General features: G+C 71.2%; 22 protein-coding genes. 7 read left to right on the top strand and 15 right to left on the bottom strand.

The features are described from left to right. Positions 1 to 143 precede the first annotated feature (143 nt). From ACZ60J_RS11375 to ACZ60J_RS11350, 6 genes are all read right to left on the bottom strand, one after another. The gene (locus tag ACZ60J_RS11375) at positions 144 to 461 is read right to left on the bottom strand and encodes an SH3 domain-containing protein (RefSeq protein WP_469680799.1); all 318 of its coding nucleotides are present in this window, start codon (positions 459 to 461) and stop codon (positions 144 to 146) included. 218 nt (positions 462 to 679) lie between these two features. Continuing rightward, on the bottom strand, positions 680 to 1,552 hold the full coding sequence (locus ACZ60J_RS11370) for a DUF4394 domain-containing protein (protein ID WP_469680797.1): 873 nt from the start codon (positions 1,550 to 1,552) through the stop codon (positions 680 to 682). A 133-nt stretch (positions 1,553 to 1,685) separates the two neighbouring features. Next, on the bottom strand, positions 1,686 to 2,126 hold the full coding sequence (locus ACZ60J_RS11365; protein WP_469680795.1) for a DoxX family protein: 441 nt from the start codon (positions 2,124 to 2,126) through the stop codon (positions 1,686 to 1,688). A gap of 16 nt (positions 2,127 to 2,142) precedes the next feature. Further along, positions 2,143 to 2,529: a cupredoxin domain-containing protein gene (locus ACZ60J_RS11360; protein WP_469680793.1), complete on the bottom strand. Its 387-nt coding sequence runs from the start codon at positions 2,527 to 2,529 to the stop codon at positions 2,143 to 2,145. A 95-nt stretch (positions 2,530 to 2,624) separates the two neighbouring features. Further along, a complete protein-coding gene (locus ACZ60J_RS11355; protein WP_469680791.1) occupies positions 2,625 to 3,413 on the bottom strand; it encodes a ferritin-like domain-containing protein in 789 nt (262 codons plus the stop codon). Beyond that, positions 3,410 to 4,099, bottom strand: coding sequence for a ferritin-like domain-containing protein (locus tag ACZ60J_RS11350; RefSeq protein WP_469680789.1), 690 nt, complete (start codon positions 4,097 to 4,099; stop codon positions 3,410 to 3,412). The genes ACZ60J_RS11355 and ACZ60J_RS11350 overlap by 4 nt, the downstream gene beginning before the upstream one ends. Positions 4,100 to 4,524: 425 nt before the next feature. Between ACZ60J_RS11350 and ACZ60J_RS11345 the strand changes: the two genes are divergently transcribed. Next, entirely contained in the window at positions 4,525 to 5,478 is a 954-nt protein-coding gene (locus ACZ60J_RS11345; RefSeq protein ID WP_469680787.1) for a TIGR03557 family F420-dependent LLM class oxidoreductase, read from the top strand. Between the two features lie 104 nt (positions 5,479 to 5,582). Further along, a complete protein-coding gene (locus ACZ60J_RS11340; RefSeq protein WP_469680786.1) occupies positions 5,583 to 6,086 on the top strand; it encodes a hypothetical protein in 504 nt (167 codons plus the stop codon). Positions 6,087 to 6,325: 239 nt separating this feature from the next. Here ACZ60J_RS11340 and ACZ60J_RS11335 read toward each other — a convergent pair whose 3' ends face one another. Next, a complete protein-coding gene (locus tag ACZ60J_RS11335) occupies positions 6,326 to 7,345 on the bottom strand; it encodes an alpha/beta hydrolase (protein ID WP_469680784.1) in 1,020 nt (339 codons plus the stop codon). A 344-nt stretch (positions 7,346 to 7,689) separates the two neighbouring features. On the opposite strand from ACZ60J_RS11335, the gene ACZ60J_RS11330 reads away from it, so the two are divergent. Together ACZ60J_RS11330 and ACZ60J_RS11325 are read left to right on the top strand one after the other, a co-directional pair. Next, entirely contained in the window at positions 7,690 to 8,331 is a 642-nt protein-coding gene (locus ACZ60J_RS11330) for a molybdopterin-dependent oxidoreductase (protein WP_469680782.1), read from the top strand. Between the two features lie 100 nt (positions 8,332 to 8,431). Beyond that, positions 8,432 to 9,607, top strand: coding sequence for a Dyp-type peroxidase (locus tag ACZ60J_RS11325; protein ID WP_469680781.1), 1,176 nt, complete (start codon positions 8,432 to 8,434; stop codon positions 9,605 to 9,607). Positions 9,608 to 9,689: 82 nt separating this feature from the next. On the opposite strand, the gene ACZ60J_RS11320 is transcribed toward ACZ60J_RS11325, so the two are convergent. From ACZ60J_RS11320 to ACZ60J_RS11305, 4 genes are all read right to left on the bottom strand, one after another. Continuing rightward, a complete protein-coding gene (locus ACZ60J_RS11320; RefSeq protein WP_469680779.1) occupies positions 9,690 to 10,397 on the bottom strand; it encodes a M24 family metallopeptidase in 708 nt (235 codons plus the stop codon). A gap of 31 nt (positions 10,398 to 10,428) precedes the next feature. Continuing rightward, a complete protein-coding gene (locus tag ACZ60J_RS11315) occupies positions 10,429 to 11,205 on the bottom strand; it encodes a class I SAM-dependent methyltransferase (protein WP_469680778.1) in 777 nt (258 codons plus the stop codon). Positions 11,206 to 11,302: 97 nt separating this feature from the next. Further along, the gene (locus ACZ60J_RS11310) at positions 11,303 to 11,974 is read right to left on the bottom strand and encodes a pyridoxine/pyridoxamine 5'-phosphate oxidase (protein ID WP_469680776.1); all 672 of its coding nucleotides are present in this window, start codon (positions 11,972 to 11,974) and stop codon (positions 11,303 to 11,305) included. Positions 11,975 to 12,178: 204 nt separating this feature from the next. Further along, complete coding sequence (locus ACZ60J_RS11305; RefSeq protein WP_469680774.1) at positions 12,179 to 12,595, bottom strand: TOBE domain-containing protein; 417 nt, start codon at positions 12,593 to 12,595, stop codon at positions 12,179 to 12,181. A gap of 282 nt (positions 12,596 to 12,877) precedes the next feature. On the opposite strand from ACZ60J_RS11305, the gene ACZ60J_RS11300 reads away from it, so the two are divergent. The 3 genes from ACZ60J_RS11300 (at position 12,878) to ACZ60J_RS11290 (ending at position 16,208) form a co-directional block, all read left to right on the top strand. Next, positions 12,878 to 13,282 carry a TOBE domain-containing protein gene (locus ACZ60J_RS11300; protein WP_469680773.1) on the top strand — a complete coding sequence of 135 codons (405 nt, stop codon included), beginning with the start codon at positions 12,878 to 12,880 and terminating at the stop codon, positions 13,280 to 13,282. Positions 13,283 to 13,358: 76 nt separating this feature from the next. Then, on the top strand, positions 13,359 to 14,171 hold the full coding sequence (gene modA, locus ACZ60J_RS11295; protein WP_469680771.1) for a molybdate ABC transporter substrate-binding protein: 813 nt from the start codon (positions 13,359 to 13,361) through the stop codon (positions 14,169 to 14,171). Between the two features lie 111 nt (positions 14,172 to 14,282). Continuing rightward, on the top strand, positions 14,283 to 16,208 hold the full coding sequence (locus ACZ60J_RS11290; RefSeq protein ID WP_469680769.1) for an ABC transporter permease: 1,926 nt from the start codon (positions 14,283 to 14,285) through the stop codon (positions 16,206 to 16,208). A 228-nt stretch (positions 16,209 to 16,436) separates the two neighbouring features. On the opposite strand, the gene ACZ60J_RS11285 is transcribed toward ACZ60J_RS11290, so the two are convergent. The 4 genes from ACZ60J_RS11285 to ACZ60J_RS11270 all read right to left on the bottom strand — a co-directional run bounded on the left by ACZ60J_RS11285 (position 16,437) and on the right by ACZ60J_RS11270 (position 22,529). Continuing rightward, a complete protein-coding gene (locus tag ACZ60J_RS11285; RefSeq protein WP_469680767.1) occupies positions 16,437 to 17,021 on the bottom strand; it encodes a molybdopterin-dependent oxidoreductase in 585 nt (194 codons plus the stop codon). A 133-nt stretch (positions 17,022 to 17,154) separates the two neighbouring features. Continuing rightward, positions 17,155 to 17,502, bottom strand: coding sequence for a gamma-glutamylcyclotransferase family protein (locus ACZ60J_RS11280; protein ID WP_469680766.1), 348 nt, complete (start codon positions 17,500 to 17,502; stop codon positions 17,155 to 17,157). A gap of 127 nt (positions 17,503 to 17,629) precedes the next feature. Further along, positions 17,630 to 21,913 (bottom strand): molybdopterin-dependent oxidoreductase, encoded by a 4,284-nt coding sequence (locus ACZ60J_RS11275; RefSeq protein ID WP_469680764.1) that lies wholly within the window; start codon positions 21,911 to 21,913, stop codon positions 17,630 to 17,632. Positions 21,914 to 22,199: 286 nt separating this feature from the next. Continuing rightward, a complete protein-coding gene (locus ACZ60J_RS11270) occupies positions 22,200 to 22,529 on the bottom strand; it encodes an STAS domain-containing protein (protein WP_469680762.1) in 330 nt (109 codons plus the stop codon). Positions 22,530 to 22,606 lie beyond the last annotated feature (77 nt).

The following is a 22,606-nucleotide window of genomic DNA, read 5'->3' as shown; positions in this document are numbered from 1 at the left end:
CTGCGGCTGCCCCGGGCAGAGGTGAAGGGCACCCGACGGGGCACGGCGTGGGGCCCGCACCTTCCGGTGCGGGCCCCGCTTGTGGACCGGTTGGGCTGGGACGATCTGCGACAGCGGAAGACGGTCCCGCCGGCCCGGCCCGTTCAGCAGTAGCGCACCCATTCATGGGCATGGACGTAGCGCGCGTCGACCCAGCCGGAGTGGTCGGCCAGGTGGTACCAGCCGTTCTCCTGGCAGCCGAGCTTGACGTGGCTTCCCGGAGACAGGCTCCACACCACGGGGGAGTGCGTCCACGGGTGCTGGCGCACATTGAGCTCGATCCGCGAGGTCACCGTCCCCGACACCCCGTGATCACGGTGGTCGGACTGTGGCACGGCCCCCGCCACGCCCACGCCCACGGCACCGAAACCAGCTGCCAGAACGATGGCGGCCAGGCCGCGTCCCACTGTTCTTGCGGTCATCGCAGCACTCCTTTCGGACCCCCTCGCCCCTGCGCCCCGAGGCCCGGTGGGACCCGGCGCCGTGAGCGGTCTGCTCACGCCTCCACCCTGTTATTCGATGTCCTCGACCTGATGGATTGGTGCGTCGTGCGCGACCGCGGTGGTCGCCGCAACCGCGTAGGGCCGAGTGCAGGGAGGAGGAGGCGGCCGAAGGACCCCTGCGGTGTGCTCCGGCCTGATCAGCCCTGGTTCAGCGGGAGGGCGAGGTCGGTGACCTGCCGGTTCTTGGGGAAGGCGCCCAGGTCGCGGGCGGCTCCGGTGAGGAGGTCGACGCCGTAGAGGCGGAACGCGCTGCCGGTGTTGAGGGCGGCGAAGCCGTGGTTGGTGCCCTGCTTGGGTGCGAAGTAGATGTCGAAGCCGGCGTCGGGGCCGGCGTTGACGCCGAGGTTCCCGGTGGGGGCCAGCGTTCCGGCGTTGGCGGGTGACTGCAGGGAGATCCGGTCGGCCATGGTGTCGATGTCGAACAGGGTGGTCGCGGTCGCCGCGTTGAGGTCGTTGTTCGTGTACGCGGCGCCGGTGACGCCCATGGCGGTGGAAGGAGGCGTGGTCGGGTTGGTGAGGGGACCGTCGACCGTGGTGGTCAGTGGAGCGGCCTGGTCGTCGATGTTGTGGCGCAGGTTCTGGCCGGTGTCGCTGATGACCCGCAGCCGGTTGGCGGCGGGGTTGAAGTCCACGCCGAACCGGGTGCCGGCCAGGGCGACGGTCAGTTGGGAGACCTTCATCGCCTTCGCGTTGGCCGTGCTGAGCGTGTAGATGCCGCCCTTGTCGCCGACGCCGTAGAGCTTCTCGTTCTGAACGCGGAAGTCGATGCCGACGATCTTGGTGTCGCCCGTGAGGCCGGCCACCTTGCCGATCGACATGGTCTTCGACGGCCGGTCGACCGTGAACTCCACCAGTCGCTGGTCGGAGGTCAGACCGATGGCGGTGAGCGCCTTGTGGCCCATCCGGTCCGTGCCGTGCGTGCCACCGCCGTCGGCGGCGGCCAGGACGGGTGCGGACAGGGCCGCGGTGACGGCGAGGGAGAGGGCGACAGTGGTCTTGCGCGTACGCATGGTGCTCCTCGGCTGAGCTGTGGTCCCGCCCCGGACGAGTACGGGATCTTGAACGGGGTTCGCGGCGGCCGTGCCCGCGGACGGGCCGATTCCCTCAAGAGGACCCCTACGGCGCCATAGTCTGTTTGTCGGGCTACGCGGCTGCCTGTCGCGGAACGGGGGGCTTCGTACCGCGCAGGGACGAGGTGACGCGGCGGACGGCTGCGGGGAGGGAGAGCGCCGTGGGGGCGAGTACCGCCAGGGCCAGGAACGCCCAGCAGTACAGGGCGGCCGCCTCGCCGTCGTTCTGCATGGGGAACAGGCCGTGAGGCTGGTGTTCGGTGAAGTAGGCGTAGGCCATGACGCCGGAACAGACCAGGGCCGCGGGCCGGGTGATCAGGCCGGTGGCGACGAGCGCGCCGCCGATGAGTTCCACCAGGCCCGCCCACCAGTACGGCCACAGGCCCACCGGGACGGGGCCGTCGCCGATCACTCCGAAGAGCTTGGCCATGCCGTGGCACGCGAAGAGCAAACCGGTGACGATCCGGAAGAGGCCCAGGGCGCGGTTGCCGGCGGGGCTCGCAAGGTGAGGCATGGGCGTATCCCGGGGGTCAGCGGACGGTGAGGGTGCCGGACATGAACTGGTGGATGTCGCAGACGTATGAGTACGGGCCGCGGGCGCGCGGCGCGGCGAAGGTGGCGCTGCGGCCTGCCTTGATCGTTCCGGTGGTGAAGTGGGCGCGGCCGGTGCCGGTGATGGTGTGCGGGGCGTCGTCCCTGTTGACGACCGTGACCACGGTGCCGGGCGCCACCGTGAGCGAGGCGGGACCGAACCCGAAGTCCTTGATCGTGATCCGGGCTGCCGGTGCCGCGTGGAGGGGTGCGGACTGGGCGCCGGCCGCGGGTACCAGGCCCAGGACGGCGAGCATGAACGCCACCCAGGTGGTTCGGATCGCAGCAGAGCTCGGAGTGCGGGCGGCGGGTGTGTGCAGGGGCATGGCGAATCGTCCCTTCGCGGGGTGAGGCCGGGTGCCGTGAAGGCTGGAAGCAGTCACGGCACCCGGGGGCAGGGGCTCGGGAGCGCCGAGCGGTGTCAGACGGTCAGCAGGTTCGGCCTGGCGGACTTGTCCGTCTGGAGGAAGGCGTCGGGGACGGGGTACTCGCCGAGGACGAAGTGCAGGATCGCGGCGTGCATGGCCTCGACGGGGGCGATGCTCGCGGCGGTCCGGATTCCGGCGGGGCTGGTGACGTTGCCCGCGGCGAACACGTAGGTCTGCGCGGCCTGGTCCTCCAGGTCCAAAGCCAGGCGGGCGACGGCGCCGACGTCCTTGGCCTGCCCGAGGGCCCTGAGGGTGGCGGGCTGGTTCGACAGCGGCACACCCTTGATCGCGGGCTTGCCTGCGCCGGTCAGTACCGCGTTCCAGGCCTTGGCGTGCGCGGCGTGCTGGTCCATGGCGGTCTTCGCGAAGGTGCCCACTGCGGGCGGCACCTTGCCGAGCTTCCCGGCCCCGGCGGCCTTCAGCGCCGCTCCGTACGCGCCGACGGCCTGGTTCTCCAGCGCGACGGCCAGTGCCACGACCTTCAGGTCCCCCTGGTACGGGCTCGGTGCCGTGCCCGCGGCCCGCGTCCCGCCGTGCGCGAAGGCCTTCTGCACGCCCGACCCGGCCGCCAGCGAGAGGGCCGCGCCGGCGGCGGCGATGCCCGCCCCGGCCAGGAAGCGGCGCCGGCCCGCATCCGCGGTCCGGATCTCTTCGACCAGTTCCGCGGAGCCGGCCTGCATGGCGGGCAGGGTCTCCAGATGTGCTGCTTCCATGTCCCGGGTGAGGCAGTCGAGTTCGCGCTCGCTGATCGCGAGCTTCCAGTCCTTCTTCGCGGCGCTCACTTGACGGCTCCTTCGGAGATCGGGGACGCGTTCTTCACCGGGTAGAAGCCGTCGGGGAAACCCACCGAACCGGCCGCCGCCGGTAGTGCGGCCGCATCCGTGGGCACCGCGATCAGGCGGGGCTTGCCCGCACCCAGCAGCGCCTGCACGGCCAGGAGCACTGCCCTGTGCTGCGCTTCGACCGGAGCGATCGAAGCGAACAGCGACCGCAGCCGAACGTCCCGCACGTCACCGGTGTTCTTCGTATAGGTCTGCGCCGCGACGTCCTCCAAGGTGATCGCCAGGGCCACCACATCGGCCGGCCCCTTGATCCCAGGCAACGCCTTCTTCACGATCGCCGCGTACTTCGCGTTCGGCGCGTGCTGCGCCCGCCCGCCCGCCTTCGTCGCCGCCGCGTTGAAGGCGCGCGCGTGCGCGCTGTGCTGGCTGATGGTGGTGGAGATGAAGGCCGCCACCGTCTTGTTGCCGTTCTTGATGAACGACAGGCCCGCCGCCTGGCGGTAGACGTCCACCGCGAGGTTCTCCAGGGACGCCGCGGTCTGCAACGCCATGATGTCCTCGCGCGACACCCGGCCCTCCACCGCCCCCAGCGCGGACCCGGTCATGCGCATCGCACTGCTGTTGAGATCCTGCGACTGCTCGGTCAACTGCCCCAGCAGCCGAGTGTCGATCCTGCTCACGCCCATCGCTTCCCAATCCCTCGTCACCAAAGGCCCGCCCGCACTACCGGACAGCACCACGCCAGGTTCGGGACGACGAACTCCGCGGATCGCCCCATTCACCCGGATCGGCTACACAGATGGGCTTATGTGACAGGGTCGGTGTGTGCTTCCGTGTCGCCGCCATCGAAGGTCTCGATGAGAGGGCGTCCCATGACCCACCGCCATGACGACCGGAGCGCACAGCAGCGCAAGCCGACTCCCCCGTCGCAGGCCCCGGGCGAAAGCGGAGACGAGGAAAGCCGCCGTGAGGCCGAAGAAGCCCTGATCCGTAGCAAGGACGGCGAAGCCGGCGATGCGCTGAGTCCGAGCCCCGACGCCCAGAAGGACGCGTCCCGCACAGCCGGTTCCCGCCGCGGGCATCGGCCTGAGCGGGGGGAGGTCCGAGAGCGATGACGTCCTTCGGCTACTTCCTTGCCTGCGAGGAGTTCACCCCGGCCCAACTGCTCGCGCAGGCCCGCATGGCCGCCGACGCCGGGTTCGAACGGCTCGCCATCTCCGACCACTTCCATCCCTGGAACGACGCCCAGGGCAACAGCCCACTCGTCTGGTCCATGATCGGCGCCCTGTCCCAGACCGTGTCCCTGCCGGTTACCACGCTGGTCACCTGTCCGATGATCCGGATGCACCCGGCGGTGACCGCACAGGCCGCCGCCACCTCCAGCGTCCTGCTCGACGGCCGCTTCACCCTCGGAGTGGGTACCGGCGAAGCCCTCAACGAGCACGTGCTGGGCGACCGCTGGCCGCCCTTCGACCAGCGCGCCGACATGCTGGAAGAAGCCGTCGAGGTGATGCGCGCCCTGTTCACCGGACAGCAGACCACCCACCGTGGCACGCACTACACCGTCGAGAACGCCCGCCTTTACACCGCCCCGCCCAGCGAACTTCCGGTGTACGTCTCCGGGTTCGGCCCGCAGGCCGCCGAGCTGGCTGGCCGAATCGGCGACGGCTTCGTCACCATGGGGCCCGACGAAGAAGCGATCGGCAGGTTCCGTGACGCCGGCGGTGCAGGCAAACCCGTCATCGGCGGACTGAAGGTCTGCTGGAACGAGGACCGTGACAAGGCCGTCGACACCGTGCACCGCCTGTGGCCCAACGAGCAGCTCCCGGGCGAGCTGGCCCAGACCCTGCCCACGCCGACCCACTTCGAGCAGGCTGTCGAGCTCGTCACCCGCGAACAGATCGCTGACAACGTGCCCTGCGGCAACAACCCCGACGAGCACCTGGAAGCGATCCGCGCCTACGTTGACGTCGGCTTCGACGAGGTCTACGTCGGACAGATCGGCCCCGACCAGCAGAACTTCTTCAGCGCGTACCAGGAACACATCCTGCCCGCCCTCTCCTGAAGGTCCGCAACCGGACAATCACTGGGGCCGCTTGCAGATTGCTGAATCTCGCCGATCCTTCCGAACCGGTGTCTGTGCGCGACATCACGGCCAAGATGATGACCATGACCAGTAACGATGACGGTGGCAGGGCTTCTATATCCCCTGCTGAAGCTCTTGAGGAACTCGGTATAAGGATGCTCGAAGAGCAGGCCGGGGCGGCCGGTGTCGACGCGGAGAGGTACATAGATCAGGCTCGTCGGCAGCGGAGGGTCAGGACTCTTGCTCCTCTTTACGAGGTTCGGCGTGAGGTCCGACGATCCGAAGCCTGGTACGTGCTGGGGCTCGTCATGGCCGCTGCGGTGGCTTATGCGATCGCGTACTTGGCGGCTCGAGGGCTGTTTGAGAGGGTCCCGGCCCAGGGGTTCCAAGTCTCAGATGCGGCGCAGGTCATCACCTCGATCAGTGCTCTGGCGACAGCGATCGGAGCGGGGATCGCTGCGGTCCTCAAGGCGTACGCCCTGCTGGTGGAGGCCCGGGCCGACATCATCCGGGCGAGAGCGGGCCTGCCTCCCGCCAACGAGTCCAGCGTGAATCCGATGGAGGGGGAGAGGCCTCCGTCGACGTAGTGGCGGCAGCTCTCATACGCGGCCTCCCGGAGGCCGGCCGTGGGGACCATCGGCACAGCCAACATCGGCGGCGGCAAACTCCACACCCTTCAGGCCAACGGTGGCGAGCAGCGCCCAGGCCGTCAGAACGGCGCAGGCCGTGGGCCCCCGCCGCACCGTACGAACCTGAACAGGCCCGCCGGCGGGTGGCCGGCGTTGCTGTGTGCTCGATGTGGACCGGGGGCTCGGCTCTGGTCGTGTCAGCCGGCGGTGGGGCCGATCATGCGCTTGCTGATCCACTCCAGTGGGCCCTGGAAGAGGCCCTCCGCGTACTTGGTCCCGCTGTGGCCGGCGTTGGGGATGATGTGGAGATCGGTCTCGACGGGACCCTTGGTGATCTTGTCCTTGAAGGCTTTCAGCTGGGTGCTGGGTTCCTTGTCGCCGAGGAGGAAGGACAAGTGGACCTTGGGCCCGTTCTTCTGGATGAGTTGCTGGGCGAGGTACTCGGGGCTGTTGGCCTGCTTCTCCTTGTCGAAGCCCTTCCAGAACGGCGAGTCGGGTGCGATGTCGGGCCCGCCGGCGACAGCGGTGGAGAACCGGTCGGGGTACTGCAGGACCATCTTCATGCCCACGTACCCGCCGGCGGAGGACCCGAAGAATCCCCAGCCGCGCGGGTCCTTGTAGGTGCGGAAGTTCTCCCGTGTGAGGTCGGGTACGTCATCCGACATCCAGGTGCCCATCTTCGGCTGGCCGGGGATGTCGCTGCCGTCCCAGTACTGGTCGAGCTTGGCGTTCAGGACCGGCATCATCACGATGAACGGCAGCGACTTGCCCGTGTTGATCTGCTCGGCGATCCGCTCCTGCAGTTTCAGATCGGCTCCGAACCAGTAGTTCGTCGGGTAGCCGGAGGCGCCGGGGAGTGCGGTCAGGACGGGGAAGCCGCTGTTGGCGTACTGCTTCTCCTTGTACTGCTTGGGCACCCACGCCCACACCCTGCCCTCGAATCCGGACTTCGGCCCCTTCAGGGTGGTCCACATGACCTGAGTGCCGTCCGGCAGTTCCCGCTGCAGGTTCCACTTGCGGACGTTCGTCGGCATCTGCACCGCGGCGGGCCCGCGGGAGGATGCGGCGGAAGGCGCCGTGCTCTGGCCGTTCTTGGCCGATCCCGCCGAGGCACCGCCGTCGAAGGACGCCTCCTCGGGGCCGCTGGAGCATCCGCTCGCGGTCAGGGCGGCGGCCAGTACGACAGCGGGCACCAGGATGAGGGAGCGGGATTTCACGGGGCGACTCCAGAGGAAGCACGAACGGTGGAACGGCCCCGAACGCTCAGCAGCCGGAACCGACTACCAAGACGCACAAACACCCTAATCGGTGCACTGGTGATTAATGACTGTTTGGTGACAGGGCGCAGGAGGTGTCAGGGCCGTACGTCTCGACCGGCATCCCGCTCGGTCTCTGGCGATCTCCGCTGAACTTGCGCGAACGGCGTGGCAGATGCCGTTTGTTCGGTATGTTTCTCCCTGCATTTGCCAGCTGGGAGTGGTCTTCGGGTGCGCAGTCGCGGTCAGAGTCGATCGGGCGCTGCGGACCTCGGGGTCGCCCGGCCCGAGAGGGGAGACCCTTCGTGAACCGTCATGCTTCGTTGCCCGCCGTCGCCGCCATCGCGGTCCTGGTGCTCGCCGGATGCGGGGGCAACGCCTCGAAGGAGCCGACCGGGTCCCCCGCCCAGTCGACGACGGCTGCCGGTCCGGGTCCGGGTGCATCGGCGAGCACGTCCCCCGCGCCTGCGCTGACGCCGGGGGAAGTACGGATAGCCGGGCAGGTGGACAAGCCGTACACCGTGACCCTCGCCTCCCTGCGCGGGCTGCCGCAGCAGTCGGTGGAGGTGGAGTACGGCAGCGCCAAGGGGCAGCAGAAGCACACCTACCAGGGTGTGCTGCTGCACGACGTGCTCAAGGATGCGCAGCCGCGGTTCGACGCCTCGAAGAAGAACGGGCAGCTCCGCGGCGTGGTCGCGGCGACCGGCGGAGGCGACTACCGGGCCGTGTTCGCCTGGGCGGAGCTGGACCCGGGCTTCGCCAGGTCGCAGATCCTGCTGGCCGTTTCCGAGGACGGGAAGCCCTTCGAGGACTCCGCCGGTCCGCGCCTGGTGGTACCGCAGGACGTGAAGGGCGGCCGGTACGTCTCGGAGCTGAACCAGCTGTGGGTGGGCACCGTGGACGCCGCCGTCGACGGCGCCGGCGGAGCCTCCGGTGCCGGGAGCTGACGAGGACCGGACGGCCCGGAGCCCCGCAGGGCCCGTACCGGATCCGGCCGCTGACGCGGGGGCGCCAGAGGCCGGTCCGGCCGCGGACACCCGCCGGCGGGTGTCCAGGCGTGCCCTGCTCACCGCCGGCGGCCTGACCGCCCTGGCCGGTGGCGGGGCCACCGCGGCGGTGCGGCTCCACGGTGCGGGCGACGCGGCCCCCGCTGCCGTCATCCCGTTCCGCGGGCCCCACCAGGCGGGCATCCTGACGCCCCGGCAGCAGCACGTCCGGATGGCCGCCTTCGACTTCGGAGCCCGTACGGACCGCGGCAGGGCGGCGGCGCTGCTCCTGCGCTGGACAACCGCCGCCGAGCACCTCACCCGGGGCGAACCCGTACCCGCGGCCCTGGAGCCGCCCGGCTCCAGGGCCGCCGACACCGGAGTGCTGGCCGGAACCGCCCCGGCCCGCCTCACCGTCACCTTCGGCATCGGCCCCGGCTTCTTCGACCGCACCGGGCTGACGGCCTCCCGCCCCGCAGCCCTCACGCCGCTGCCCGCCTTCGGCGAGGACCGGCTCGACCCCGCCCGCAGCGACGGCGACCTGTTCGTCCAGATCGGCGCCGACGACGCCTTCGTCACCACCCATGCCCTACGGACCCTCCAGCGCCTGGCGCACGGCGAGGCCCGGCTCCGCTGGACCATGGCCGGTTTCACGGCCACCGACGGCCGCCGCAACCTCATGGGGCAGGTCGAAGGCACCAACAATCCGGACCCCGCCAAGGCCCTGGTGACCGGACCCGAGGCCCCCGACTGGCTCGTCGGTGGTTCGTACGTCGTGATCCGGCGCATCCGCATGCTCCTGGACCACTGGGACACCCTGCCGCCCACCCACCGGGAACAGGCCCTGGGCCGCCGCGCCGCCGACGGAGCGCCGCTGACCGGCGGCACCGAGCGCACCGCGGTGGACCTCGCCGCAGCCCGCCCGGACGGGGTCCCGGTCATCGCCACCAACGCCCACATCCGGCTCGCCGCCCCGGAGTCGAACGGCGGAGCCACCATGGTCCGGCGCAGCTGGTCCTACCACGACGGCCCGCGCCCCGACGGCACTCCGGACGCCGGACTGCTCTTCACGGCCTGGCAGCCGGATCCGCGGACCGGGTTCATCCCGGTCCAGCAGCGGCTCGCACGGGGCGACGCACTCTCCCGCTACCTGGTCCACGAGACCTCGGCGCTGTTCGCCGTGCCCGGCGGCAGTCTCCCGGGCGGCTATCCGGCCCAGGCCCTCCTGGAAGGCTGATCCCCGAGGGCGGGCCGGGCGCGGACCCGGCCCCGGCGGCCTTCACGCGGGGCACGTGGCCCTCACGCGGGGCAAGCGGCCTTCACGCCGGATCGAGGAGCGCCTTGTACGAGCCGCCGAAACCGGCATGGGCTTCGATCAGGTGGACCTCCAGGAGCCAGTGCGCTTTCCACCCGCCCGCGGTGGTACGGCGTAGCGGCTGGTCGTTGGCGGGCCCGATGTGGGCGTCGGCCTGCGCGCACATCGGGTTCGCGTCCGGGTCCGCACCCGCCAGATGGCCGGCGTGCCAGCCGCCGAGCGTCCAGCCGCTCTTGGCCGCGAGCGCCTGGAGCTCGGCGTGCAACTGCCGACCGGTGATCCGCGCGTCCGCGTGGAAGGCCTCGCGGCCCGCGGCGAAGACCTTGGGGAGGTCCTCCCCGAGTCGCAGCCGGTCCGGGTCGTCACCGAGGACGAGGGTCGCGGTGAAGTCCGTCCCGCGGCTCCCGAGGAGCGGGCCGAGGTGGGCGGTGACCGTGTCGGCGGCGCCGATGACACGATCGCCGGGCGGCTCCTCGCCCCGGGGGAGGAGGGTGTGGGGGCCGGAGCGGACGATCCGCCCGGGCCACCGCACCCGCGTGCCCCACAACTCCCGTGCCAGGTCCCCGATCCGGTCGGTCGCCTCGTACTCGCTGACCCCCGGCGCCATCACCTCGCGGCGGACGGCTTCGGCGAAGAGGGCCCGGGCCGCCCGCTGGCCCTCCAACAGGCCTAGGGCGCGCAGCCGTTCGTCCATCCGGTCGGGTATCGCCATCGTGCCGGTTCGCCTTCTCGTGCGGGGGTGCTCAGGGGGTCGCGCGCACGAGGACGAGCGAGCCCTCGTAGGTGGGTTGACTGCGCAGGTGGCCGAACTCCGCGTCCCAGGCGCCCGATCGCAGGTCCTCGCGCAAGGAGGCATCGAAGTGTTCGCGGACCTGGTCGCCGACGAAGCTCCAGGCCGAGCAGGCCTGGCGCACGGCAGGGTCGAGGAGGAGCTCGGGGCGGCCGTAGTAGGCCTCGTTGAACCCGTCGGTGCAGTCGAGCGGGACGGGCACGGTCTGCACGGTGCCGGTACCGCCGAGGGCCGAGGCCAGCTGCTCGACGCTCGGAAAGCGACGGGCTTCGGTGGCGAGTACTTCGGGTGCGTACCGGGCGAGCCAGAACTCCTGCACGAGGGCCGGGTCGCAGGTGAGGATGACCACGGGGCCACGCGTCACGCGCCGCATCTCCCGCAGGCCCGCCCGCACGTCGGACCACTGGTGCACGCTGAACAGCGTCATCGACGCGTCGAACTCGCCGTCCGCGAACGGCAGGTCCTCGGCGACGGCGTCGATCGCCGTGGCCAGCCGCGCCGGCCGCTGGGCCCGCATCGCCCCGGACGGCTCGACCGCGGTCACCCCGCACGCGGCGGTCTCGTACGACCCGGTGCCCGCACCGATGTTGAGGACCGTGGCGGCGTCGCCCAGCGCTTCGGCGATGAACCGGGCGATGCGCTCGTCCGGTCGGCGGTGCAACGAGTAGCCGCCGCCGACCGTGCCGTAGTCGACGTCGCCCGCGCTGCCGTCCTGGGTGCGTGTCGTCATGGGGTACCTCGCCTCGTGAGCAGGAACAGGGGATGTACGGTCGCGCGCGCAGGGCTCGGCCGAGCGGGCAGGGGGTGGGGGAGGGGGTGTGGGGGATTCACGACCAGAGCCGCAAGCGCTCCCAGCCGTCCCGGGTCCGCTCGTAGCGCAGGCGGGTGTGGGCGCGGTCCTTCGCGGCCTGCCAGAATTCGACCTCCACCGGCGACAGGGCGTAGAGCGTCCACGCCGAGTCGACGATCGTCGGCTCCTTCTCCACCATCGACAGGGCCTTCTCCAGGGCCTGGTCGCGTTCGGCCGGTTCCGCCAGGTACTGGCTCTGGCGGCCCAGCAGCGCCTCGGCGCGGGCGGTGGCCGCCCGGGCGAGGAAGTCCTCCGCGTTGTCCTGGGCGGAGCCCGGCGTCACGGGCCCGCGCAGGCGGACCTGGCGGCCGTGCTCGGGCCAGTAGAAGGTCAGCGCGGCGCGCGGGTGTACGGCGAGCTGGTGTCCCTTGGGGCTGAAGCCGTGCCCGGCGAACCGCCAGCCGGAGGCGTCGATGCCCTTGAGGATCAGTACCCGGGCATCAGGGTCTCCGGCCTCGTCCACGGTGGACAGGGTCATCGCGTGCGGCTCGCGCACCCCGTCCGCCACGGCATCGGACAGCCAGGACACGAACAGGCGGGCGGGGTCCGCCGGAGCCTCCTCGGGCGCGAACTCGGGGAGCGGGCCGGCGAAGACCTCGATGCCCCGAAGCCATGCGCGGAGCCCACCGCTCTCGTCTCGGTCGCTCACCAGCCGTCTCCTCCGCAGGACAGTCTCATGCTTCCATCCTGCATCTGCGACCAATATTCGACAATCCTCTGGCAAATGCTTGGCGGAAAGGCCAAATGGCCGAGCTTCTGAGATGGGAGTGTTGGACGTAGTGACGGTGGGCCCGGTACGCCCGAGGGCCCCGCACCTGCTGGTGCGGGGCCCTCGGGCGTGGTGCGGGGGTGATCAGGCGGAGAGGGAGATCTCGGTCGACTTGATCAGGGCGACGACGGGGGTGCCGGCGGCCAGGCCGAGGGCCTCCACGGCGTCCTTGGTGATCGCGGCGGTCAGCTCGCCACCCTCGACGGAGACCTTGACGGAGCCCATGGCGCCACCGGTCGCGACGTCGGTGACGGTGCCCGCGATCTGGTTGCGGATGGAGATGCCCTCGACCGGACCGGTCGCGAGGGAGACCTCGGTGGACTTCACGAGCGCCTTGACGGCGGTGCCCTCGGCGAAGCCGAGGTCCTTGACGGCGTCCGTGGTGATCGCGGCCGTGATGTCCTGACCGCCGGCCAGACGGACCTTCACCGTGGACATGGCCTCGCCGGCCGTGACGGAGGTGATGGTGCCGGCGATCTGGTTGCGGATGCTCAGGCTCATGAAAGTAACGCCTCACTAGGAATCGGTGGGGAAAGCGGCCTGTCGGCCGCCACATCGATCACGCTAGCCACCCGAGTCGCGCACTGCTTGAGGGTCATCTCATCCGCCAGGTGAATCGCCTGTGCGGCATGGCATTTCCAGCCCGGCCGAACGTCACGACAATTCGGGACCTTCGACCTCACTGGTTTGATGCCCTTCGGTCCGCCTCATCTCATCCGCTTCTGATATGCAAAGAGATCGCCAAATTGCAGATACTGTGATTTCGGCCTTAACTTGCTGCATATGCAGCACTACACCGTCGGTCAGGCCGCACGCATGCTGGGCGTCAGCCCCGACACCGCACGGCGCTGGGCCGATGCAGGGAAGATCCCCACCTCCCGCGAGGGCGGGGACGGAGCCGGACGCCGGCTGATCCACGGGCGCGACCTGGCCGCCTTCGCCGTCGACCTCGCGCAGAAGACCCCGGAGGACGACGACCCGATCCGGACCTCGGTGCGGAACTCGTTCGCCGGGATCATCACCGCCGTGAAAGTCGGCGACGTCTCGGCCCAGGTGGAGATCCAGTCGGGGCCCCACCGTCTGGTGTCGCTGTTGACCCGGGAATCGGTCGAGGAGATGGGGCTGGAGGTCGGAATGCGGGCGACGGCCCGCGTGAAATCCACCAGTGTCCACATCGACCGCACCTGACCGGGCGCCCCTTTTCGTTTTCCGAGCCACTCCGAGCCACTCCGCCCCGACCCGACCCCCGGGAGAACCCGCGACCATGTCCCGTACCTTCACCCCGCGCCGTGCCGCCGCCGGCCTGCTCGCCGGCGCCCTGCTGATCCCCGCCCTCGCGGCCTGCTCCAGCAGCGACAGCAAGGACGGCGCGAGCTCGGCCGGCCCCAGCGGCTCCGCGTCCGAGGCGCCGAAGGCCGATCTGACGGTCCTGGCAGCGGCTTCCCTCACCGACGTGTTCAAGGCGGCGGGCGCCGAGTACGAGAAGACCCACCCGGGCACCAAGGTGAAGTTCTCCTTCGCCGGCTCGCAGGAGCTGGCCGCGCAGGTGAAGCAGGGCGCCCCGGCCGACGTACTGGTCACGGCCGACACCAAGACGATGGACGGCCTCAAGGGGGAGGTGAACGACCCGAAGGTCATCGCGAAGAATCGTCTCGTCATCGCGACGGGCAAGGGCAACCCCTTCAAGATCGACGACCTGAAGGACCTCGCCGACTCCAAGATCAAGGTGGTGCTCGCCGCACCCGAGGTCCCGGTCGGCCGCTACTCCAAGCAGATCCTCGATGCCCAGAAGATCGAGGTGAAGCCGGTCTCCCAGGAGCCCAACGTCCGCGCGGTCCTGTCCAAGGTCGAGCTCGGCGAGGCCGACGCGGGCCTGGTCTACAAGACCGACGCGGCCGTGGCGAAGGACAAGGTCGTCACCGTCGACATCCCCGACGCCCAGAACGCCGTGGCCTCCTACCCCGCGGCCTCGCTCAAGGGCTCGAAGAACGCCGCCGCGGCCGATGCCTTCGTCGCCTGGCTGTCCACTCCCGAGGCGCAGAAGTTCCTGACGGACGCCGGCTTCCAGCAGCCGTAACCGGCGCCCGCCCGGCCCGCTGAACAGGGGCCGCCCGACCGGGCGGCCCCACAGCCGTCCCCGGGTTCCCCACCGTCTCGCCCCACCGATTCCTGCCGAGGACCGCCCTCCATGCTCCGTGGCCGCCGCATATCCGGTACCCGTCCGTCGCTCGCCCTGGTGCTGCCGGCGATGCTGGCCGTCGCGTTCCTGCTGCTGCCGCTCATCGGCATCCTGGTCCGCACCCAGTGGGGGGAACTGGGCACCCACCTGACCAGCCCCGGTGTGGTCGAGGCGCTGAGGCTCTCGCTCCTCACCTCCTTCGCCGCGCTCGGCCTCTCCCTGCTCCTGGGCGTTCCGCTGGCCTGGCTGCTGGCACGCGTGGAGTTCCCGGGCAAGACGCTCGTACGGTCCCTCGTGCTGCTGCCGATGGTGCTGCCGCCGACCGTGGGCGGTGTCGCGCTGCTGCTCGGGTTCGGGCGGCGCGGGCTGCTCGGCCCCTGGCTGGAGGACACCTTCGGGATCGTCTTCCCCTTCCACACCTCCGGGGCCGTTCTCGCAGCGTCCTTCGTGGCGATGCCGTTCCTGATCATCAGCCTGGAGGGCACCCTCGCGGGCATGAAGCCGTCCTACGAGGAGACGGCCTCCTCCCTGGGCGCCTCCCCGGTCCGGGTGTTCTTCACGGTGACCCTGCCGATGGTCGCTCCGGGGCTGGCCGCCGGGGCCGCGCTCGCCTGGGCCCGCGCGCTGGGCGAGTTCGGTGCCACGATCACCTTCGCCGGCAACCTCCCGGGCTCCACCCAGACCCTGCCCCTCCAGGTCTACCTGCTCCTCCAGGACTCCCCGGAGGCGGCCACCTCGGTCTCGCTGCTGCTGCTGGCCATCGCCATGGCCGTCCTGGTCGGCCTGCGCGGCCGGTGGACCGGCTCCGTCGGCCGCCCGCGTACCGGTTCCTCCAAGCCGGAGCCGGCCGCGGCCGTACTGGCCACCACCGAGCCGCCCGTCCCGCTCCACAAGACCGAGCCCTGGCCCCTGCACGCCGAGGTCACCGGCTTCAACGAGTTGACCCTCGATGCCGAGCCCGGCACCACGATCGCGGTCGTCGGCGAGAACGGCGCGGGCAAGACCACCCTGCTCCGGGCCCTGCTCGGCCTCACCCCGCGCGCCCACGCCGCACTGAAGCTGGGCGACCTGGACGTCACCTCACTGCCGCCGCACCAGCGCAAGGTCGCCTGGGTACCGCAGGACGGGGCGCTCTTCCCCCACCTGAACGCCCTCGCCAACACCGCCTACGGGCTGCGCGCCCACGGCATGCCCAAGGCGCAGGCCCGCGCCGAGGCCCACCGCTGGCTCGACCGGCTCGGCGTCGGACACCTCGCCCACCGCAAGCCCGGCGAACTCTCCGGCGGCCAGGCCCAGCGCGTCGCCCTGGCCCGCGCGCTCGCGGCCCGGCCCCGGCTGCTGCTCCTCGACGAGCCCCTGGCGGCCCTCGACCAGACCACGCGCGCCCACGTCCGGCACACCCTGCGCCGGCACCTGTCCGGCTTCGGCGGGGTGTGCCTCATCGTCACGCACGACCCCGTCGAAGCCGTCTCCCTCGCCGACCGCGTCCTGGTCCTCTCCGAGGGGCGCACCCTCCAGGACGCCACCCCGTCGGAGGTCACCCGCCATCCCCGCTCCCCGTGGGTGGCCCGCATGCTCGGCCGCAACGCCTGGCCGTGCACCGCGACCCGGGAGGGCCTGACCCTGGCCACGGGCGGGATCCTGGTGGCCGCCGACCCGATCCCCGAGGGCGCCGAGGCCCTCGCGATCATCGCTCCGGAGTCGGTCTCCCTGCACCGGGAGGAGCCGACCGGCAGCCCGCGCAACGTGTGGCAGGGCGTCGTACGCGAGATCACCGTCGTCGGCAGCCGCCTGCGCATCCTGATCACCTCGGACCGGACCCCCGACCTCATCGCCGAGATCACCCCGCAGGCCGCAGCCGACCTGGCCCTGGCCGACGGCTCCGAGGTCTGGGCCGGCCTCAAGGCCACCGAGATCACCCTCGTCGAGCTCTGAGCCCGGGGCCAGAACACGGCGGGGGCTCGGGGGGCGACGGCCCGCCGAGCTCCCGCCGGAAGCCTGCCACGCCCCAAGACCCGCAGTAGCCAAGGGCGTGTGGGACCGGGGGATCGCCCCGGTCACGCCGAACCTAACACCGCGGTGGTGCGGCCTTTCAGTGGTCGATCGCCCAGAAGACGCGGCCCGCCGGGCGCCGGATCTGGGTCGGACATCCAGCCACCGGTTTCAGGCCAGTTCCTCCTGGTAGGAATGACGCTGTTCCTTCCAGGGGTCCGCGATGTTGTGGAAACCGCGCTCCTCCCAGAACCCCCGCCGGTCCTGGGTCATGTACTCGATCGCGCGCAGCCACTTCGGCCCCTTGTAGCCGTACAGGTGGGGGACCACCAGGCGCAGGGGAAACCCGTGCTCCACGGTCAGCGGTTCGCCGTTGTGGTGCATGGCCAGCAGGGTCCGCTCCGAGGTGAAGTCGGCGAGGCGCAGATTGGCGCTGTACCCGTACTCGGCCCACGCCATCACGTGCGTCACCCCGGGCCCGGGCGGCGCGAGCTCCAGCAGGAGGGCAGCGGGAACACCCGAGAACTCGTGCCCGGTCGACGACGGCCCCGACGCGCAGTGCATGTCGGTGGTGATCGAGACGCGGGGGAGGGCGGCGACCTCGTCGAACGTCCAGCTGTACTTCCCGCCGGAGGCCGTGGCACCGAACACCTGGAGGTTCCACCGCTCGGGCCGGAACTTGGGCACGGGCCCGTAGTGCGATACGGGCCAGCCCTTGGCCAGCCGCTGTCCTGGAGGAAGATCCCCGGTTCCCATGCTGTGCTCGCCCTCCACCTCGCCCGACGGGCCGCGCCCGGGGCACGACCGTGCCCCGGGCGATTCTGTCAGCGAAGCCCCTCGGTACCACCGAGATCCCCTCGTCGAACTCCGCGGCGAAGCCGGGGACGCGCTACGCGCCGAGGTAGGCCCACGCCTTCGTCCCCGAGCGCAGGACGACCTGACTGCGGGCGTAGTCGTCGACCTCGTAGTCGTCCGCCGCGGCCAGGTCCCCGTCGGTCAGGGCGAACACGGCGCCCTCCACCGCATCGGCCGGATCGTCGGAGGCGACGAGCAAGGGGTGCCGGTCGGTACCGCTGGCCGCGATCACCTCGGGATCGGTGATCTCGATCCACGTGAGCCGGTACCCGGGCAGGGCGTCGGGCCGGCCCTCCAAGAGCCGGCCGAACCGGGCGAGCTGGACCTCCGGTTGGCGCAGGGTGCCGTAGGAGAACAACTGGTGGAGTGCGCCGCTCGTCATGCGGGGTCCTTTCTGGGCCGGCCGTCGGGCTCTTGCTGCTAGAAGTGTCGCCGCCCCGTCCGGGGACCGCCGACCCGCGGTCGATGACGGGCAGGGGCGCGTGGGTGCCGGTCGGGGTCTGGACGGGTCAGTAGACGTCGCGGACGTAGCGCTTGTCGCTCGTGAGTCGGCGGACGTACGCGGTGGCTGCCTCTTCGTCCATGCCTCCGTGGGCGGCGACGATCTCGCGCAGGGCCCGGTCGACGTCCTTGGCCATCCGGCCGGCGTCGCCGCAGACGTAGAAGTGGGCGCCGTCCTGGAGCCACCGCCACAGGCGCGGGCCGTGCTCCCGCATGCGGTCCTGGACGTAGACCTTGTTGCGCTGGTCGCGGGAGAAGGCGACGTCGAGGCGGTCCAGGTGGCCGGTGGCCCGGTACGCCTCCAGTTCCTCGCGGTAGTAGGAATCGGTGGCCTCGCGCTGCTCGCCGAAGAACAGCCAGTTGGGGCCGGTGTGGCCGCGGGCCTGCCGGTCCTCCAGGAAGCCCATGAACGGGGCGACGCCGGTACCCGGACCCACCATGATCATCGGGGTGGTGGGGGTGGCGGGCGGGCGGAAGTGCGGGGCGCGCTGGACGAACACCGGCACCGGGCCGTCGTCGGCGCTGTCCGCGAGGTAGGTGGAGCAGACGCCCTTGCGGTCGTGGCCGCGGCCGTTGGCGTAGCGGACGACGGACACCGTGAGGCGTACCTCGCTCGGGTGTGCCAGCGGGCTGGACGAGATGGAGTACAGGCGGGGCTGGAGGCGCTTGAGCACCGAGGCCCACTCGGCGGCGGAGGCCCGGACGGGGAAGGCCCCGATGACGTCGGCGGCCTGCCGGCCCCAACTCCACTTCGCCAGCTCGCCCTTGTTGTCGGGACGCAGCAGCCGCCGGAGGTCGCGGTCGCCGGTGCGGGCGGCCACGAACTTGAGCAGGTCGGGGGTGATGCGGGCGATGTCGAGGCGGGTGCGCAGGGCTTCGCCGAGGGGGACGTCCCCGTCGCCGGGCAGGGTGATGCTCCGGTCGGGATCGAGGCCGGTGAGGGCGAGCCACTCGGCGACGAGTGCGGAGTCGTTGGCGGGCCAGATGCCGAGGGCGTCGCCGGCCTCGTAGGCGAGTTCGCCGCCGCGGGTGTCGAAGGCGAACTGCCGTACCTCCTTCTGCGATCCGGGCAGGCTGAGCAAGCGGTTGCCGACCAGGAGGGTGGGGAAGGGGGATGTCTTGGAGTAGCCGGCCGGTGCGGTGGGACGTGCCGTAGCCGGCGCCGCCGCGTTCGCCTTGGCGGTCGGGGCGGGTGCGGGCCGCGGCTCGGGGGCCTCGGCGAGGGCGCCGGTGATCTGGTCGAGCCAGTGTGCGGCGGGTTCGTCGTCGCCGGGTTCGCAGTCGGTACGCGGGTGCAGGCGGGTCGCGCCGAGCTCTGCGAGGCGCTCGTCCAGGCGGCGGCCGTGGCCGCAGAAGTCTTCGTAGCTGGAGTCGCCGAACGCCAGGACGGCGTACCGCACGCCTTCCAGCCGGGGCGCGCTGTCGGCGGCGAGGGCCTGCCAGAAGTCCGCGCCGTTGTCGGGGGCGTCGCCGTCGCCGAAGGTGCTGGTGACGACCAGCAGGTCGGTGGCGGCGGTGAGCCGGTCCGGGGTGGCGTCGGCCATCGCGAGCAGGGCCGGGGTGCGGCCGGCCTCGGTCAGGCGGGCGGTGGCGGTGGCGGCGTACTCCTCGGCGGTGCCGGTCTGCGAGGCCCACAGGACGACCAGTTCGCGGACCGGGGCGGCCGCGGGCACGGCGCTGTCGGGACCGGAGGAGGCCGGGGCCGGGGAGAGGGGCGCGGCCGCCCCGGGGGCGTGGGCGGCGCGGGCCACCGTCCGGGAGAACATGCCGGCGAGCACGCCGTCGACCCACAGGGCCGTGTCGGGGGCGAAGGGGGTGTTCGCGGGCAGCACCGGGACGCCGCCGCCGGACGGGTGCAGGGCCATGCCGGAGAGGAATCCGGACAGGTAGCGGCGCTCGGGTTCGGCGAGGGCCGGAGGTGCGAGGTCGGTGATGCCGAAGAGCGCGGCGAGGGCGGGGACGGCACCGGGAACGCCGCCGGTCACGGCCGGTACGGGCAGCGCGGCGGCCTGCGCCGGGACGGGCCGGTCCTGCTCCTGGTGCCGGGCGGGGTCGGCGGGGTCGGTGGTGGCCGGCACGGGTGCGGTCTCCTCGGGTGCCGGGGCGGGCACCACGCGCAGCGCCACGGCGCAGACCTTGAACTCCGGTTGGAAGGAGATCGGGTCGATGGCGTCGTTGGTGACGGCGTTGATGCTGAGGTACTCGCCGAAGAGGTCGTTCCAGTGGAACGGTGCGAAGCAGTTGCCGGGGCGGACCCGGTCGGTGACGACGGCGGGCAGGACGGCCCGGCCGCGGCGGGAGGCGACCTCGATGTGGTCGCCGTCCTCGGCGTCCATCGCGGCCGCGTCCTGCGGGTGCAGCTCGACGAAGGGGCCGGGGTTGAGCTTGTTGAGCTTGGCGACCTTGCCGGTCTTGGTGAGGGTGTGCCACTGGTGCTGCAGGCGGCCGGTGTTGAGTACGAACGGGTAGTCGTCGTCGGGGAGTTCGGCGGCAGGCAGGTGCGGGCGGGTGAAGAACTGCGCCCGGCCGCTCGCGGTGGGGAAGGCCAGTCGGGGCCGGGTGCCGTCCTCGCGCTCCAGCAGGGTCTGGCTGACGCCGTCGTTGAGATAGCGGACGGGGTTGCGGTCGTCCCCGTCCGCGGTCGGTGCCGGCCACTGCACCGGCGTCTCGCGCAGCCGGTCGTAGCTGACGCCGCGCAGGTCCCAGCCGGTCTTCGGGTTCCACGCCTGCTTGAGCTCCTCGAAGACGTCCTCGGAGCTCGTGTAGCTGAAGGCGTCGGCGAAGCCCATCTCGCAGGCGACCCGGGCGATCAACTGCCAGTCGGGAAGCGCCTGCCCGGGCGGGTCCACGACCCCCTGGACGAGGGTGAGGTTGCGCTCGGAGTTGATCAGGATGCCGTCGGACTCCGCCCACAGCGTCGCGGGGAGCACCACGTCGGCGTACGCGTTGGTCTCGGTATCGGTGAACACGTCCTGGGTGATGACGAGTTCGGCGGCGTCCAGGCCGGCGATGACGGTGCGGCGGTTGGCGACGGAGGCGACCGGGTTGGTGCAGATGATCCAGCAGGCCTTGATGTCGCCGGCAGCCATCTGCTCGAACATCTCCACCGTGCCGCGGCCGACCTCGGTCCGCAGGGTGCCCGCTTCGAGGCCCCAGAGGTCCTCGACGAAGGCGCGTTCGGCGTCGACGAGCACGGAGCGCTGACCGGGCAGGCCCGGCCCCATGTAGCCCATCTCACGGCCGCCCATCGCGTTGGGCTGGCCGGTCAGCGAGAACGGTCCGGAGCCGGGACGGCAGATCGCGCCGGTGGCGAGGTGCAGGTTGACCAGGGCGTTGGTGTTCCAGGTGCCGTGGGTCGACTGGTTGAGCCCCATCGTCCAGCAGCTCATCCACTCGTCGGCCTCGCCGATCCACCGCGCGGCCTGCCGGATGTCGGCCTCCGGTATGCCGGTGGTCTCGGCGACCTTCGCGGGCGGGTAGTCCTCCAGGAAGGAGGGCATCTCCTGCCAGCCGTCGGTGAACTCGGCGATGAACGCCTCGTCGGTGTGGCCGTTCTCCACCAGCAGGTGCAGCAGGCCGTTCAGGAGGGCGAGGTCGGTGCCGGGCCTGATCTGCAGGAAGAGGTCGGCCTTGTCGGCCGTGGCGTTGCGGCGCGGGTCGACGACGATGAGCTTGGCGCCGGCGGACTTGACGCGGTCCATCATCCGCAGGAACAGGATCGGGTGGCAGTCGGCCATGTTGGCGCCGATGACGAAGAAGGCATCCGCCCGGTCGAAGTCCCGGTACGAACCGGGCGGGCCGTCGGCGCCCAACGACAACTTGTAGCCGGAGCCGGCGGAGGCCATGCACAGACGGGAGTTGGACTCGATCTGGTTCGTCCGCACGAAGCCCTTGGACAGTTTGTTCGCGAGGTACTGCGCCTCCAGCGACATCTGTCCGGACACGTAGAAGGAGAGCGCGTCCGGGCCGTGCTCGTCGAGGATCGCGCGCAGCCGCCCGGCGACCGCGGTGATCGCCGCGTCCACGTCCGTCTCGACGGGTTCGGCGCCGCGCTCGGTACGGATCAGCGCCTTGGAGGCCCGCCCCGGGGCGGCCATCATGTCGGCGCTGGTCGAGCCCTTGGTGCACAGCCGCCCGAAGTTCGTCGGATGCTGCTTGTCCCCGGTGGTCTTCCTGGCGGTGCGCCGCCCGGTGGCGGCGTCCCGGCCGATCTCCAGCACGATGCCGCAGCCGACGCCGCAGTACGAACAGGCCGTCCGCACACTGTCCGCCTCCGAGCCTGGCGTCGTCACCGAGACTCCCCTCCCCGGGATCGCAGTCCGTGCCTCCCGGTCCGCACGCGGATCGCGGAACGGCAGGCGGTGGGGATGTCCCACGATGATCACCGTAGGAAGGCCGGATTACCGGGTCGTCACACCCGGTGGATACGGGGAGTTAAGCCGAGCGCACAGCCTGCCGTACCGATGTGTGAGCGAGTGCCACAGCCACACGGGCCACGCCCTCCAGGCTGCCCGCAGCATGCTCCGCACAGCCGCCAGCTGACGACTGACGACGACTGCGGGGCCGGTCCGACGGCGGTCAGGTGATGGTGAAGAGGCGGTGGGCGCCGGTGAGGTGGAGGAGTTTGGTGACCTGCTGGTTGGGGGCGTGGAGGACGATGCGCCGGCCGTACTCGACGGCGATGAGGCGGGCCTGGAGGAAGGCGTTCAGGCCGGAGGAGTCGCAGAAGCTGAGCTCGCTCAGGTCGAGGACGACGTCGGGCGGACAGTCGGGCTGGGTGATCAGTGCACGCAGGGCTTCCTGGAGGAGCGGGGCCCGGTCGATGTCCATCTCTCCGCCGACGTGCACGACCACTTGCTGCTCCTGCTTTTCCACCTCTACGGGCGTGGGGTCCAGCTCGTCTTCCATGAGTCCAGGGTAGGAGGCCGACAGGGCGGTGAACAGCATCTTCCCGGGCAGCGTGCCGCCGCTCGGTACGGGGCCCG

The sequence above is a fragment of the Streptomyces sp. NPDC104226 genome, assembly GCF_055584085.1.
This window is presented reverse-complemented; position numbering and strand designations above follow the sequence as displayed.